Source organism: Mycolicibacterium septicum DSM 44393 (assembly GCF_000455325.1).
Lineage (GTDB): Bacteria > Actinomycetota > Actinomycetes > Mycobacteriales > Mycobacteriaceae > Mycobacterium > Mycobacterium septicum.
This window is the reverse complement of the sequence record NZ_HG322951.1, coordinates 3,721,130-3,736,286: the sequence shown is the minus strand read 5'-3', so window position 1 is coordinate 3,736,286 and position 15,157 is coordinate 3,721,130. Positions and strand designations below refer to the sequence as shown.

Genomic DNA, 15,157 nt, shown 5'->3' with positions numbered 1-15,157 from the left:
GGCACTCATCCCCTAGTGCCCCACCAGATACCGGAAGGCGGGCACTCAACGTGGCGTCGAGCAAGCCGCCTTCACCGCAGCATCCATCGCGCCTGCCGCGGTCCAGTTCGCATGGTCCGCCGGCTCGAACTTCGGCAGTTTGGTGGCGTAATTGTCCACGTACCGAGACTGGGCCCGCAACAGACCGATCAGAAGCGGGTCCGTGGCCTTGTCGGCCAAGGCGCGCAATTCGGCGGCTTCCTGGCGCATGACCGGGATGACGGCCAGCGTCACCGACCGCTGCTTGGGCGACCAGCGCGACGCCGGGACCCGGTGATCGGTCTTGACCCACGCCTGCTGCTTGCCGTCGTACCCGGCGCCGGCCCGTTGCCATTGCGAACACACCGGATCCGGCTTGGGTGCGGCAAACGCCTGGGCGGCCCGGCCGCCCGGCTCCTCCGTCACGGTCGACGCAACCACTTCGGCGGGAACGGGTTTGACACCGGATGGGGCCGGTCCCGCAGTGGACTGCTGATCCTCGTGTCGCGACATCGTGACCGCCACGACGCCGCCGACGAGCAACGCGGCGGCAGTGGTCGCACCCACCGTTTTCCAGACCCGGGTCCGGTTGCCGGTCAGCTTCGGACTCAGTGACCACCGACCCGCACCGCCACCTCCGCGAAGGGCCACGCTGAATGCCGCGTCCGGGCGGGCCCGCAATTCGGCGACAGCCACTTCGACAGCAGCGGTCGGTGTTCCCAGATCGGTGAGCACCTTGACGAATCGGGCAACTGACACGAGATCGCGTCCGTAGAGCGCCCCTTGCGGTTGCCCGGCCGGCAGGAACCGCTCGACGAGATCCTCTCGCAACTGCGACGCCCGGGCCACTTCCGCCGCGGTCAGCCAGTGCCCTGGAACGTCTTCTGTCCCAATCGAGCTCATTCAGATGGTCCTTCCCGCGCGCACCTCATGATTGGTACCGCATCCTGCGCATACGCTGCAACCGCGAAGGCGCTCCACGGCCGCCACGTTGCTGTCACAAGTTGGCCACCGGAAGGTCACGGCCGCCGCCGCCGTCGGCTACACGGGATCGACTGGCAAACAACCACTCTCGTTCACACCGAGGTGATCACGAGGGGAAGTACACCACCTGATTGGAGAAGAGGTGGTGAGGGCGGCTGATGTAGTTGGCCGCGCCGGCAACGGCCGCACGGGTCGACACATCGTGATCGCCGTACTCCTCGACGCACAGTGACTCGAGGGTGTCCCCGGCGATATGCCGACGACGATTGAGCCCGGGAACCATCAGAACCTGACCCGGGTCCGGATCGGTGGACGGGTCCAGGTTGTTGGCGTTGGCGATGACGATCGCAAGGTGATCGTCGCCGTACCACCGGTCCGCCAGCAGCACGAAGCTCTCCCCCTCGACGACGGTGTGGTGTCCGACGTTGGTGAGATCGGGCAGGAGCAACCAACTACCGCGACGGATCTCCCGCTGCGCCACACCGTTCACCACCTCCCAGATCAACTGGATGTCGGGGCTCTGCGTCCCGTAGATCGACTGGGTGAGCTGCCTGCGGGCGGCGGTGCTGTCATCGGTCGTGAACAGGTGCCGGTAGGTGACGTACGGGATCAACAATTCCTGCCCGATGTTGATCAGCCCCGGATTGCTGAGGTGATTCTGCTCGGCGATGACGGGGTAGAGATCCCCGTCGCCGTATTCGCGCTGGGCGATCCCGAACAGGGTGTCGCCGAGTGCCACGGTGTAATTCTTCATCTGCCACTGCCTTTCTGGTCGCGTGCGGCCCATATCGGCTCAGTGTCGAGTACCGCTCCGTCTGCAGTCGCGCGTAGCGGGCTACCTGAAGTCGGGCGGCGATGAGCCTCAACACCAATGCCTCATTCCCGACCGCCGCAGCGCTTGGCATGATGCAGGACATGGATCAGTACCGCCGCGGGGAATTCGTATTCGACGTCATCGATGACGGTCCAGCCGACGGTCCGGTGGTCGTCTTGCTTCATGGTTTCCCCCAGCAGAATGTCAGCTGGGAACCGATCATCTCCCTGCTCACCGCCCAGGGGTTCCGGTGTCTTGCGCCCAATCAGCGCGGGTACTCGCCCGGCGCCCGGCCGACTCGTCGCCGCGATTACCGCGCGACGGAACTGGTGGAGGACACCCTTGCGCTGATCGATGCCAGCGGCGCCGACCGGGTCCATCTCGTCGGCCACGACTGGGGTGCCGCGGTGGCCTGGAGTGTCGCCGCGCGCGCACCGGACAAACTGGCGTCGTTGTCGGCGCTGTCGGTGCCTCACCCGCTGGCGTTCCTGCGGTCCCTGCTCACCAGCCGACAGGGTCTGGCCTCCTGGTACATGTACGTCAATCAACTGCCGTGGGTGTCAGAACGGTTGATGCTCGGGCGCGACGGCAACGGCGCGGCGATCGAAAAATCCCTGATCCACAGCGGGCTGCCACCCGAGGCCGCCGAACGTGACGCTCGCGCGATGGCTCAACCCGGGGCACTGACCGCCGCACTGAACTGGTACCGAGCCATGCCGCTGAGCCGGTCGGGGCTGGGCGCCGCGGACAAGATCACAGTGCCGACGCTGTATGTCTGGAGTGACCGCGACATCGCGATCACCGCCAAGCCGGCGCGCGATACCGCGAATTACGTGAGCGGTCCCTACCGTTTCGAAACGCTGCGCGGGGTCTCGCACTGGCTCCCGGAAGAAAAGCCGGCCGAGATCGCAGAAATGTTGTTGCAGTGGTTCGCGGCCCATCCTGTTTGAGCGGAAGATGACGGTGTGCTGACTCTGGGAGTGCTTCTCGGCGACGGTATCGGACCGGAGATCGTGGACTCGGCCACCAGGGTCGCGGAACGGGCCCTGGCCGGTGCGTCGGTCGGCGTGCACTGGCGCGAACTGCCGTTCGGCCTCGAGGCGATCGGTGAATTCGGAACTCCCCTGCCGGAACCGACGCTGGCCGAGCTCGACGGGCTGGCCGGGTGGATTCTCGGACCGCACGACAACGCCGGATACCCCGAGCAGTTCCGGGGCACACTGTCACCCGGTGGGGCAATCCGCAAGCGCTACAACTTGTTCGCCAACATCCGGCCCGCGCGCACCCTGAGTTCCGCCGTCCACGCCGTCTGCCCCGATCTCGATGTGGTCATCGTCAGGGAGAACACCGAAGGGTTCTATGCCGATCGCAACATGTACGACGGCGCAGGCGAATTCATGCCGACCCCCGATGTCGCGCTGGCCGTCGCGGTTTTCACCCGGACCGCCTGTGAGCGGATCGCCCACCAGGCATTCCAGTTGGCGTCCGTCCGGCGCAAGTCGGTCACCGTCGCCCACAAGACGAATGTCCTGGCCAAGACCACCGGGCTGTTCCGCGACGTGTGCCAGGCGGTTGCCCAGAGCTACCCCGATGTCCAAGTCCGTGGTGAGCATATCGACGCCTTGGCGGCTCGATTGGTGAGCCACCCGCGCGACTTCGATGTGATCGTGGCCGAGAACATGTTCGGCGACATCCTGTCCGACCTCGCCGGCCAGTTGAGCGGCTCACTCGGGATGGCGCCCTCGATCAACGCGTCGCACACTCACGCGATGGCGCAGGCAGCCCACGGGTCTGCGCCCGACATCGCCGGACGCGACATCGCCAATCCGGTCGCGATGATCCTGTCCACCGCGATGCTGCTGCGATGGCTGGCCGGTCGGGAGGACGGCACACCGGCGCTCGGCATTGCCGCGGATCGCATCGAGGACGCGGTCCGGCGGACCCTCGATGCCGGTGTCGGCACCGCCGACATCGGCGGCAGCGCGTCCACGTCGTCGTTCACCGAGCACGTACTGGCCGCACTGGCCTGACGCCTATGGCCGGGCCGCCCGCCGTGTCAGCAGTCGGTAACCTCCGTAAAGCACCAGCGCCGCAACAAAATTGACGAAGTAGGCGATGTCGGCACCGTGCCATGCGGTGGCCACCGCACCCTGGATCAGGGTGGTGTTCATGAACGGCACGGCGACGGCGTAGGCCACCAGGAAGGTGATCAGAGCCGCCACCGCATCGCGGCGCCCGGTGAGTTCGGTGCTCGGATCGATGGTGTTGCGGCCGCGGATACGGATCGTCCAGTCCACCACGACCACAGCGACAAACGCCGGAATCCAGTAGCTGACCAACAGCAGGACGTCGGTGAACCTGGTCGCGGTGTCGGCGGCGTGCAGCCACAGGATCAAACCGAAGGCCAGCGCCGTCACGATGATCGCCGACACCGGCCGCCGCACCCGCACACCGATGGTCTGCAATGCCAAGGAGCCGCTGTAGTCGTTCATCACCCCCGACCCGACCGCCGCGAGCGCGATCACCAACAACGCCAGACCGCCGAGCAGGCCCCCGCCCATGACCGCGTGAACACCGTCGGCGGTGTGTTCACCGATGACCGACGCGGCCGCGATCCCGATGCCCTGAACGAAGATGTAGCCCAGCACGATCCCGGCGAACGAGTACCCGAACACCTGCCACCGCGACGAGTCGCTGGGGAGATACCGACTGAAATCCGCGGCGTAGCTGGCCCACGAGATCGTCAGGCTCAGGGCAATGGTGACCTCGAAAACGAATGCTCCGGCCAGATCGGCACCGGACACCGACGGCGCCACGACGATGTCATGGCCGCTGACCAGCTTGACCGTGAAGACCGCGAACGTGATGAAGAGGATGACGGTCAACACCGCCTGCAGGCGGTGGATCAACTCGTAGCCGAAGAACCCGACGACGCCCTGCACCGCCAGCACGATCAACACCGCGCTCCAGAACGGGATGCCCAGCAGCGCCGCCAGTGCCTCCCCGCCGAACAACCCGACGAGGGCGTCCCAGGCGATCGACGATCCCCACTGCAGGATGCCCGGCACCACGACAAGACCGCCGAATGCCATGCGCGCGTTGGGAAGTTGGCCCGCCCCGGTGCGCGGACCCCACGTCGACAGATAGGCGACCACGGCCGAACCCGCAACGGTGCCGATCACCATGGCCAGCAGTCCCAGCCAGAAGCCCAGTCCGAGGGTGATCGCCAATGTCCCGGTGAAGACGCCGGTCATGTTCACCTGCGGTGCGAACCACACCGTGAACAGCCGGGCGGGATGTCCGTACCGTTGGTCGGCGGCCAGCGGTGCGATCCCATGGGTCTCCACGGTCAGATCACCCGAGCCGGTCGGGCGGCGCCCGCTGAACGTGGATGCGTTGAGCGCACTGACGCCGAAAGCCATTCGTCTATTCGACCACGCACCCGGTGTGCGGGCGCGTGCCGCATCAAGGCCATAATCGGGAAACACAAAGATTAGCTATGGATCGGAGCGGGACGTGGCCAGGACCGAAACCGACCGGTCCGCCTCCCCCGCGGTGCCCGGAGCACCCCGTCGGCCCGGTGTCCTGATCGTCGGCCTGAGTCTGGTGGCCCTCACCGTCGCCATCCTGCAGACCGCAGTGGTCCCCATCCTTGGCATCATCGCCCGGCAGCTCGACACCTCGTCGGTGGCGGTCAGCTGGGCTGTGACCGCCAACCTGCTGGCGGCCGCCGCGTCGACCCCGCTGATCGGCCGGCTGGCCGACCTCTACAGCAAGAAGCGGGTCCTGCTCGGCGTGCTGGTGGTCGTGCTGGCGGGTTCGGTGCTGGCCGCGGTGACGGCGTCGGTACCGCTGCTGGTGGCGGCACGCATCCTGCAGGGCGCCTCGTACGCGCTCTATCCGATCAGCATCGCGATCCTGCGCGAAGAACTCGCCGAGGATCGCCTGGTCGGCGCGATGTCGGTGTTGTCCGGGACGCTGGGCTTCGGCGGCGGCGTCGGCCTCGTCGTCACCGGCCTCCTGATGTCGGGCGACGCCGGGTATCACCGGGTCTTCTGGCTCACCACCGCGTTCACCGCCGTCGTCATCGTGGTGGCAGTCGTGGTCGTACCCAACCGCAAGCCCGCCGCCGGCGGTGCGATCGACTGGCTGGGCGCTGCGGGCCTGGCGATCGGGCTCTCGTCGGTGCTGCTGGCCATCACCCAGGGCAACTCGTGGGGCTGGACCCACCCGGGGACGATCGGCTTTCTGGCCGGCGGTATCGGCGTGCTGATCAGCTGGTGGTGGTGGGAACGACGAGTCGCCGATCCCCTGGTCTCGACCACGATGCTGGCCCGGCGTCCCATCCTGCTGACCAATCTGGCCACGATCCTGGTCGGAATGGGGCTGTACTTCGCCTTCCTCGGCCTCACCCAGTTCGTGCAGATGTCACGGCAGGTCGCCGGCTACGGGTTCGGGGCCACCGTGCTCCAAGCCAGCGTCTACTTCCTGCTGCCCGGAGCGCTGACCGGTTTTCTGGTGGCGCTCGTCAGCGGCCGGTACATCGACCGATACGGCGCCCGCCGGGTGCTGGTGGTGGCCGCCGTCGCCGGCATCGCCGGATTCGTCATGCTCGCCGTCGCCCATGGCCGTCCCTGGCAGGTCGTCGTGGCCGGCGTCTTGGCCAACGCCTACATCAGCCTGGGCTACGGCGCCCTGCCCGCATTGGTCGTCAGCGAGGTGGACGCCAGCGAGACGGGCATCGCCACGAGCATGAACGCGATCGCACGGACGATCGGCAGCTCCGTGGCGGCCGCTGTCGTGGCGGTGTTGCTGGGGCATCGCATGGTCCCATCGGAGGGCAGCTTCGTGACGATCTTCGTCGCCGGAGCGGTCACCGCCGCCCTCGCGATGGCTCTCATCGCGGTGTCCCGAGCACCCGACCGCCACGGCGAGTCCGTGCGCACCATGTCCGAGTCCCGGGCCATGAACCACGAGTGGGGCTGATTTCTCCAGTCGCCGGATTCCCGTCGTGACAGCCCGCTGAGCTGCGAAACTTGAGCCCAGCCAGTCACTGCCCCTCCGGACCATGGACCGACCGCACCCGCCGTGGCCGTTCGCCTGCCACGCTATGGAATCGCGCTGTCAACCCGATTCTGACGAAGGATTCCATTGAAAAATTGTTAATTCATTGCGGAAACGGTTGCGAAGGTCGGCTCCATCGGCGATTGTTTACCGACAGCTTCCCGGCTGTACTGGAGGAGGATTCCGCTGACCGGCCCAGATATCACCGCCGTCGACAAGTCGACGGGACACGACGGCACGCCACGCACCGGCGCGCCAGTCATAGAGATCGACCACGTCACGAAACGGTTCGGCGACTACCTAGCCGTAGCCGAGGCGGACTTCTCCATCGCATCGGGTGAGTTCTTCTCGATGCTCGGCCCCTCGGGCTGCGGGAAGACCACCACGCTGCGCATGATCGCCGGATTCGAAAGCCCGACCGAGGGTGCCATCCGGCTCGAGGGCGTCGACGTCTCCCACACGCCACCGCACAAGCGCAACGTCAACACGGTCTTCCAGCACTATGCGCTGTTCCCGCACATGACCGTGTGGGACAACGTGGCCTACGGGCCGCGCAGCGCGAAGAAGGACAAGGCTGAGATCAAACGCAGCGTCGACGAGCTGCTCGAGATCGTCCGGCTCACCGACTTCGCCAAGCGCAAGCCGGGCCAGCTCTCGGGCGGCCAGCAGCAGCGGGTCGCGTTGGCCCGTGCCCTGGTCAACTACCCCAGCGCACTGTTGCTCGATGAGCCGCTGGGCGCCCTGGATCTCAAGCTGCGCCACGCGATGCAGTTCGAACTCAAGCGCATTCAGCGCGAGGTCGGCATCACGTTCATCTACGTCACCCACGATCAGGAAGAGGCGCTCACGATGAGCGACCGGATCGCGGTGATGAACAACGGAAACGTCGAACAGATCGGCAGCCCCACCGAGATCTACGACCGCCCGGCAACGGTGTTCGTCGCCAGCTTCATCGGGCAGGCCAACCTGTGGCCGGGCCGCCAGACCGGGCGGACCAACCGCGACTTCGTCGAGGTCGACGTGCTCGGCACGACGCTCAAGGCCAAGCCCGGCGACACCACCATCGAACCCGGCGGCCACGCCACCCTGATGATCCGGCCCGAGCGGGTCCGCGTCTCGATGGAGGTGCCCACCGGAGATGTGGCCACCGTGCCCGCCACCGTCAAGGACCTGACGTTCCAGGGTCCGGTTCTCCGGCTTTCCCTTGCCGCACCTGATGATTCGACGATCATCGCCCACGTCGGCCCCGAGCAGGACCTCCCACTTCTGCGCCCGGGCGACCAGGTGCACGTGAGTTGGTCACCGGGCGCGTCGCGGGTACTTCCGGCCGCGGACATCCCCACCACCGAGGATCTCGAAGAGATGCTCGACGACACGTAGGCATTGGCACCAGCCGACCCTCGCCCACCCTTCATCGACGAAAGCGCCCGAATTCAGAAAGGTCGCCCATGCCCGCTCAATTCGATCCCCAACTTCTCGCCCGGCTCACCGCGAATCGCACCTCGAGGCGCCGCTTCCTGGGAGGCGGCGCAGCAGCCGCCGCCGCACTCGCGCTGGGTCCGTCCGTGCTGGCCGCGTGCGGATCAGGTGGTGAGGGAGGTTCCGGTGCGACATCGTCGGCCGCCCCCGACGACGGCTCACCGGCCACCGGCGAAGTCCGCATCTCCAACTGGCCGCTGTACATGGCCGAAGGATTCGTCGCGGCGTTCCAGACCGCATCGGGTCTGACCGTGGATTACAAAGAGGATTTCAACGACAACGAACAGTGGTTCGCCAAGGTCAAGGAACCGTTGTCCCGCAAGCAGGACATCGGCGCCGATCTCGTCGTACCCACCGAGTTCATGGCGGTCCGGCTCGCCGGGCTCAAGTGGCTCAACGAGATCCGTGATTCCCGCGTCCCCAACAAGAAGAACCTGCGCGAGGACCTGCTCAACTCGAAGGCCGATCCGGGCCGCAAGTACACCGCGCCGTACATGACCGGCATGGTGGGCCTGGCCTACAACAAGGCCGCGACCGGGCGCGACATCACCAAGATCGACGATCTGTGGGATCCCGCGTTCAAGGGCCGGGTCAGCTTGTTGTCCGACGTCCAGGACGGGCTCGGCATGATCATGCAGTGGCAGGGCAATTCCGTCGAGGATCCGACCACCGAGTCCATCACCAAGGCCGTCGATTTCGTCCGTGAGCAGAAGGACAAGGGTCAGATCCGCCGGTTCACCGGCAACGACTACGCCGACGATCTGGCGGCCGGCAACATCGCTGTCGCTCAGGCGTATTCGGGTGACGTGGTGCAGCTGCAGGCCGACAACCCGGACCTGCAGTTCATCGTGCCCGAGACCGGCGGCGACTGGTTCATCGACACCATGGTGATCCCCTACACCACGCAGAACCAGAAGGCCGCCGAGGCGTGGATCGACTACGTCTACGACCGGGCGAACTACGCCAAGCTCATCGCGTTCACCCAGTTCGTGCCGGTGTTGTCGGACATGACCGACGAACTCGCCAAGATCGATCCGAAGCTGGCGAGCAACCCGCTGATCAACCCGCCTGCCGACATGCTCGCGAAGCTCAAGTCGTGGCCGGCCCTCACTGACGAGAAGACCCAGGAGTTCAACAGTCTCTACGCCGCAGTGACCGGAGGCTGACGCCGATGGCGGGCGCAGCCACCAGCAACCGGCAGCGGAGCAAGATCGCTCCCTACCTGATGATCCTGCCGGCGCTGGTGTACCTGGGGATCTTCTTTGTGGTGCCGTTCTTCTCGTTGGCGCGCACCTCGTTGTCGACGTCGGGCGGTTCGGTGTACCTACCGACGCTGGAGTTCGATTGGAACTTCGGCAACTACCTGCACGCGTTCAGCGCGTATCAGGACCAGATTCTGCGGACGTTCGGCTACGCATTCGTGGCGACCGTGCTGTGTGCGGTAATGGCCTTTCCGCTGGCCTACGTCATCGCCTTCAAGGCCGGCCGATACAAGAACCTGATCCTGGGCCTGGTCATCCTGCCGTTCTTCGTGACCTTCCTGATCCGCACCATCGCGTGGAAGACGATTCTGGCCGATGACGGATTGGTGGTCAGCGCACTCGGATCCATCGGATTGCTGCCGAGTGAAGGACGGCTGCTGTCGACGAGCTGGGCCGTGATCGGAGGCCTGACCTACAACTGGATCATCTTCATGATCCTGCCGCTGTACGTGAGTCTCGAGAAGATCGATCCCCGCCTGATCGAGGCCTCCAAGGACCTGTACTCGTCGAATACCCGCAGCTTCACCAAAGTCATTCTGCCGCTGTCCATGCCAGGAGTGCTGGCCGGAAGCATGCTGGTGTTCATCCCCGCGGCCGGCGATTTCATCAACGCCGACTACCTCGGCAGCACGCAAACCACCATGATCGGCAACGTGATTCAGAAGCAGTTCCTGGTGGTCAAGGACTATCCGGCCGCGGCCGCACTCAGCATGGTGCTGATGGCGATCATCCTGGTCGGGGTGCTGCTCTACACGCGGGCGCTGGGCACGGAGGATCTCGTATGACGTCGACCGCGTTGGCAGACGCCACGAGCCCGGCCACCCCGAAGGTGGTCAAAGGATCACCGCGATGGGGTGATTGGTCCCTGCGGATCGTCGCCGGCCTGGTGCTGCTGTACCTGTTCCTGCCGATCTTCGTGATCGTGTTGTTCTCGTTCAACAAGCCGGCGGGCAAGTTCAACTACACCTGGCAGGGCTTCACCCTCGACAACTGGGCACACCCGTTCAAGTACCCGGCGCTGACCGATGCGCTCAAGTTGAGCCTGAACGTCGCGGCGGTATCCACCGCGGTAGCCGTTGTGCTCGGCACGTTGGTCGCCATCGCGCTCGTGCGCCAACGGTTCCGGGGCCAGAAGGCGGTCGACACGTTCCTGGTGCTACCGCTGACCGCACCTGAGGTCGTGATGGGTGCCTCGTTGCTGACCCTGTTCCTCGACCTCGGCTGGGCAGCGGGCTACACCACGATCCTCATCGCCCACATCGCGTTCGAGGTGAGCTTCATCGCCATGACGGTGCGGGCGCGAGTGCGCGGATTCGACTGGACGCTTGAGGACGCGTCGATGGATCTCGGGGCCAGCCCGACCAGAACGTTCTTCAAAGTGACTCTGCCGCTGATCGTTCCGGGCATCGTGGCCGCTGCGATGTTGTCGTTCGCCCTGTCCCTGGACGACTTCATCATCACCTACTTCGTCAGCGGCTCCACGGTCACCTATCCGCTGTACGTCAACGCGGCGGTCAAGGCTGCGGTACCCCCGCAGATCAATGTGCTGGCCACGGCGATCCTGGTGGCGAGCCTCCTGCTGCTCATGTTCGGAACGCTGTACCGGCGCAAGCGTATCGACGCCTGACGTCAGGGTGCGTCGAGTCCCACCGTGACGGCCACTTTGCCCCGGTCGTCACGGTGGGCAACGGCGTGCCCCGTACGGTCGCTGCCGTCCAGGTTCAGCAGGGTGAGCTGACCGCCCTCGCCGAGGAAGTTTCGCCACCAGTTCTTGCTGTCCGGCGCCATCACGTTGATGGTCACCTCGTTGCCCTCGCGCGTCACGGAAACCGGAGTCTCGAACGTGCGGCCCGACCGGCGCCCGGTGTACCGGATGACCACCACACCGTGGCCGATCCACCGGCCGAACACCGGAACTCGGGTGAGGCCGATCGCGGCCGCGTTGAACCAGCGGGTGATCGGGGAATTGAAGATTCCACGTGCCATTGGCGCCAGGGTAGCCGGATCAGCCGATCTCGGCAGGGACCGGCGTGGCACGCGCCCCGGTACGCGCCGCGCCGATCCCGGCGGCCACCACGAGGCAGATGCCGATCACGGCGGCCGGGGCCGGGACCTGGTGGAGCAGAACGAAACCGACCAGCATCGCAAATGCCGGCTCCAGGGCCATCAGGGTGCCGAACGCGGCCGTACTCAGGTACCGCAGCGCAGACATCTCGAGGGCGAACGGGATCACCGGCAGCAGGATCGCCAGCCCCACTCCGATGAGGAGCAGCTGCGGCGTCAGCTGAGGAAACACCGACGGCCCGACTACCGCGGTGCCGACCAGGCCGGCGACCGGCATGGACACCGCCAGCCCCTTGATGCCGGCCACCTCGTCACCGACCCGTTGCGTCAGCAGGATGTAGCAGGCCCAGCACAGCGCGGCACACACCGCGTAGAGCACACCGATGAGATCGACGTCGCCTGTCCAGGGCTCGGTGAGCAGCACCACGCCGGCCGCTGCCAGCCCGGGCCACAGAATCCGATTGCGCCCCTTCCCGTGGGCCACGGCGACCCCGAGCGGGCCGAGGAATTCCAGCGCGCTGGCCGTGCCGAGCGGGATCCGGGACAGCGCCGCCATGAAGAGCATCGTCACCCCGGCCGTGACCACGCCGAGCGCGACGCAGGTCCAGAATGCGGATTTGGTGAAGGCCGACGGGCGCGGCCGCACGATCACGAGCATCAGAACGCCGGCCCACGCCAGGCGCAGCCAAGCGGCACCCTCGGCTCCGATGTCATCGATCAGACCGACCGCAACCGCGAGCCCGATCTGCACGCACAGCATGGAGGCCATGGCCATCAGCGCGCCGGTGCGCGCCGGATGTCCGCTGTTGGTCACAAGTTGTTCCCCTTGGGGACAACGATATTGGCCATCACCATGCGAAGGAACGGCCGGTAGACCGCCTGGCCGTCGAGCAGGCTGTTGAGCGTGACGCCGTCGTTGGCGGCCAGAATGACCCGGGCCAGGTCCAGCGCCGGGATGCTCAGGTGGCCTCCCAGCCGGGCAGCGCCTTTGGAGACGTAGTCGGCGAGGGCACGAACCGTCTCCTCCCGCTGTGCGGCCACGCGCTCCCGCGCCTCGGGATTGCGCAGCAGGAACAGCGTGTACTCGGATCCGAGGACCGCGCGGTCGGGCCCCTCGGCCGCGACCAGATCCCGCCAGCGGTCGCCGAGTTCGTCGGCATCGAGGTCCTCGAGCCGGTGAAACGTCGCGATGACGTCGGCGAACCCGTCGAGGAATTGTTGGCGCTGCCGTTCGATGACCGCCAGGAACAACTCGGCCTTACTCCCGAAATGGGAGTAGATGGCACCGCGCGTGTAGCCTCCGACCTCCGCGATGTCTTCGAGCGCGGCTCCGTCAAACCCCTTGCGCGCAAACACCTCCTCAGCGGCGTCCAGCAGGACGTTGCGGGTGTGCTCCAAGCGGCGTTGTTTGGTCCAGCGTTCGGCCATAGCCCCATCCTGTCAAAGGTCATCGCACTTGTGTTGTCACGGTCCGGCCAGCAGATGGGCCGATTGACCACCGCAGGTCGGTAGGGCGGAACATCTCCACCTCTCCGACGGAGCCAGCTCGCCCACAGGCTGTCAGCGCCTGCGCCTTGAAGGCCCGCGCAGCAAAGCTGAGCCGATGGTGGAGTACGCCGTCGACGACCACCTGCGGACTGGCCCTTCCCGTTGCGGCCTCGCCGGGGTCCGGCCGGTCACAGAGATACGTCTGAAGCTGCTCAGCCCCGGCAGGCACCGGGGCGAGCCGGACCAGCGGCACTCCGGTGCCGGCGATGGCGACCTCCGATCCGGCGGCCCGCGCCTCGGCGCCCAGAATCGTCAGCGCCACCGACCCGGTCACCTCGGGCAGCCAGACCACGACCTGCCAGCCCGCGAGTGCCCGGTCGCAGATCAGCCCGCCGGCCCAGATCACCGCCTGCTCCGCACTTTCAGCCATGAGCTCCAACTGAGACCGCACCCGCAACACCTCCACGATCGCTGCGCTTCGACCACGCATATTCATTCTTGTATTAGATATACGCATATGTATAGTAGTGATTGCAGTCACAAGCACCACTGGCGCCGACAGGGCCGGCATACCGGCCGTCAGCGACACCTCACCCGCCCACATATCGATCGAGGAGGTCCGCCCGTGCCGACAGCACGCCCCGGAGATTGGGTCGAGAACGCCACCCGCCTGGACGACATCGCCCCGGATGCGTACCGGATGGAGATTCCGACGAGTCGCTACGTCGCGCCGGAATTTGTTGCCCAGGAACGTGATTCGATCTGGAAGAAAGTCTGGCAGGTGGTCGGCCGGGTCGATGAGTTGAACAAGGCCGGCGACTGGAAGCAGTACCGCATCTTCGATCAGTCCTACATCATCGTGCGCGGCAAGGACGACGGGATCCGCGCGTTCGTCAATGCCTGCCGCCATCGGGGCAACGTGCTGTGCCGCGAGGCCCGCGGGAATGCCAAGCGAGGCTTCCTGTGCCAGTACCACCTGTGGTCCTACGACCTGGACGGCCGCCTCAAGGGCATGTTGCGGGAGGCGCTGGCCGGCCCGATCGACAAGGACACACATGGGCTGATCGAGGTCGCGGTGGACACCTTCGCCGGGTTCATCTTCCTCAATCCGGATCCGGATGCGGCACCGTTGGCGGACTTCATCGGAGAGGAGGTGGCGACCATGCTGGCGCCGTACCACCTCGACGAAATGGTCACCGTGATGGACGTGACCGAGGCCATCGACTGCAACTGGAAGGTCGTGCTCGACGCCTTCCAGGAGGGCTACCACATCGACGGGATCCACCCACAGCTCCTGCGGGTCATCAACATCGATCCCGCCACCAGCCGGTACCGGTTCTTCGAGCAGCACAGTGTGTCGATGGCGCCGTTCGACGTCGTCGGCGCCACCCCGGAGCATCAGGTCGACGGAATCATGGACCTGCCCGAGACCTTCCCCTCGACCGTCGCGGTGATCCCCCGCTTCCAGGAACTCGTCGCCGAATACCGCGCCGACGACGGGTCGCTGAATTTTCCCGAGGAGGTCACCGCCCGCACGTTGCTGCAGAAAGCGACGCGAGACACCTTGACCGCCATGGGGCTTGACGTCAGCGGGCTGACCGACGCCCAGATGAGCGACAACCACGGCTGGGTGTTGTTCCCGAACTTCTTCATGACCATCCGCGCCGGCGAAGCGCACATCATCATGTCGCTGCCCCACCCCGACGGAGACCCCAACCGGTGCATCTGGCACGTCGCCAGCTACATGTGGTTGCCGGACGAGGCCAAAGCCGCGTTCACAGCCGAACCTATCGTCGTCGACGAAGCCGGCAGCTACAAGTATTTCGAAGCGTTGCAACAGGATTACGAGCAGATGCCCCGCCAGCAGACCGGGTTGCGTAACACTGCGCTGCAGCATATGGCCCTGGTCAAGGAAGAGGTCGTCATCGCGCACTTCCATTCGGTCGTCGACAAGTATCTCGAGTCGGCCGGCGTCCGCTCCTGA

Annotated in this window: 15 protein-coding genes; 8 read left to right on the top strand and 7 right to left on the bottom strand. The window is 65.9% G+C overall.

Translation table 11 applies throughout. The features are described from left to right. Nucleotides 1-45: 45 nt before the first annotated feature. Nucleotides 46-921 (bottom strand): ESX-1 system-associated protein, encoded by an 876-nt coding sequence (locus tag TX88_RS17550; protein WP_162563155.1) that lies wholly within the window; start codon nt 919-921, stop codon nt 46-48. Nucleotides 922-1,108: 187 nt separating this feature from the next. Then, entirely contained in the window at nt 1,109-1,756 is a 648-nt protein-coding gene (locus TX88_RS17545; RefSeq protein WP_044518533.1) for a LysM peptidoglycan-binding domain-containing protein, read from the bottom strand. Between the two features lie 161 nt (nt 1,757-1,917). Here TX88_RS17545 and TX88_RS17540 point away from each other — a divergent pair, with 161 nt between their 5' ends. Together TX88_RS17540 and TX88_RS17535 are read left to right on the top strand one after the other, a co-directional pair. Next, a complete protein-coding gene (locus TX88_RS17540) occupies nt 1,918-2,766 on the top strand; it encodes an alpha/beta fold hydrolase (RefSeq protein ID WP_044519524.1) in 849 nt (282 codons plus the stop codon). A 15-nt stretch (nt 2,767-2,781) separates the two neighbouring features. Then, nucleotides 2,782-3,846, top strand: coding sequence for an isocitrate/isopropylmalate dehydrogenase family protein (locus TX88_RS17535; protein WP_044518532.1), 1,065 nt, complete (start codon nt 2,782-2,784; stop codon nt 3,844-3,846). 3 nt (nt 3,847-3,849) lie between these two features. Here TX88_RS17535 and TX88_RS17530 read toward each other — a convergent pair whose 3' ends face one another. Then, complete coding sequence (locus TX88_RS17530) at nt 3,850-5,238, bottom strand: purine-cytosine permease family protein (protein ID WP_044518531.1); 1,389 nt, start codon at nt 5,236-5,238, stop codon at nt 3,850-3,852. Between the two features lie 94 nt (nt 5,239-5,332). Between TX88_RS17530 and TX88_RS17525 the strand changes: the two genes are divergently transcribed. The 5 genes from TX88_RS17525 to TX88_RS17505 all read left to right on the top strand — a co-directional run bounded on the left by TX88_RS17525 (nt 5,333) and on the right by TX88_RS17505 (nt 11,248). Beyond that, nucleotides 5,333-6,802: an MFS transporter gene (locus TX88_RS17525; protein WP_110917964.1), complete on the top strand. Its 1,470-nt coding sequence runs from the start codon at nt 5,333-5,335 to the stop codon at nt 6,800-6,802. Nucleotides 6,803-7,231: 429 nt separating this feature from the next. Beyond that, entirely contained in the window at nt 7,232-8,260 is a 1,029-nt protein-coding gene (locus TX88_RS17520; RefSeq protein WP_244438443.1) for an ABC transporter ATP-binding protein, read from the top strand. A gap of 68 nt (nt 8,261-8,328) precedes the next feature. Further along, nucleotides 8,329-9,525: a polyamine ABC transporter substrate-binding protein gene (locus TX88_RS17515; protein ID WP_044518529.1), complete on the top strand. Its 1,197-nt coding sequence runs from the start codon at nt 8,329-8,331 to the stop codon at nt 9,523-9,525. Nucleotides 9,526-9,530: 5 nt separating this feature from the next. After that, a complete protein-coding gene (locus TX88_RS17510; protein ID WP_044518528.1) occupies nt 9,531-10,406 on the top strand; it encodes an ABC transporter permease in 876 nt (291 codons plus the stop codon). Beyond that, nucleotides 10,403-11,248 carry an ABC transporter permease gene (locus TX88_RS17505; RefSeq protein ID WP_044518527.1) on the top strand — a complete coding sequence of 282 codons (846 nt, stop codon included), beginning with the start codon at nt 10,403-10,405 and terminating at the stop codon, nt 11,246-11,248. Before TX88_RS17510 ends, TX88_RS17505 begins: the two co-directional genes overlap by 4 nt. Nucleotides 11,249-11,250: 2 nt before the next feature. On the opposite strand, the gene TX88_RS17500 is transcribed toward TX88_RS17505, so the two are convergent. From TX88_RS17500 to TX88_RS17485, 4 genes are read right to left on the bottom strand one after another with little or no spacing between them, the layout of a single operon-like run. Further along, nucleotides 11,251-11,607 (bottom strand): hypothetical protein, encoded by a 357-nt coding sequence (locus TX88_RS17500; RefSeq protein ID WP_044518526.1) that lies wholly within the window; start codon nt 11,605-11,607, stop codon nt 11,251-11,253. A gap of 19 nt (nt 11,608-11,626) precedes the next feature. After that, on the bottom strand, nt 11,627-12,460 hold the full coding sequence (locus TX88_RS17495) for an EamA family transporter (RefSeq protein ID WP_044519522.1): 834 nt from the start codon (nt 12,458-12,460) through the stop codon (nt 11,627-11,629). A gap of 35 nt (nt 12,461-12,495) precedes the next feature. Beyond that, nucleotides 12,496-13,113: a TetR/AcrR family transcriptional regulator gene (locus TX88_RS17490; RefSeq protein WP_044518524.1), complete on the bottom strand. Its 618-nt coding sequence runs from the start codon at nt 13,111-13,113 to the stop codon at nt 12,496-12,498. A 19-nt stretch (nt 13,114-13,132) separates the two neighbouring features. Beyond that, nucleotides 13,133-13,603 carry a hypothetical protein gene (locus tag TX88_RS17485; RefSeq protein ID WP_162563154.1) on the bottom strand — a complete coding sequence of 157 codons (471 nt, stop codon included), beginning with the start codon at nt 13,601-13,603 and terminating at the stop codon, nt 13,133-13,135. A gap of 195 nt (nt 13,604-13,798) precedes the next feature. Between TX88_RS17485 and TX88_RS17480 the strand changes: the two genes are divergently transcribed. Next, a complete protein-coding gene (locus TX88_RS17480) occupies nt 13,799-15,157 on the top strand; it encodes an aromatic ring-hydroxylating oxygenase subunit alpha (RefSeq protein WP_044518521.1) in 1,359 nt (452 codons plus the stop codon).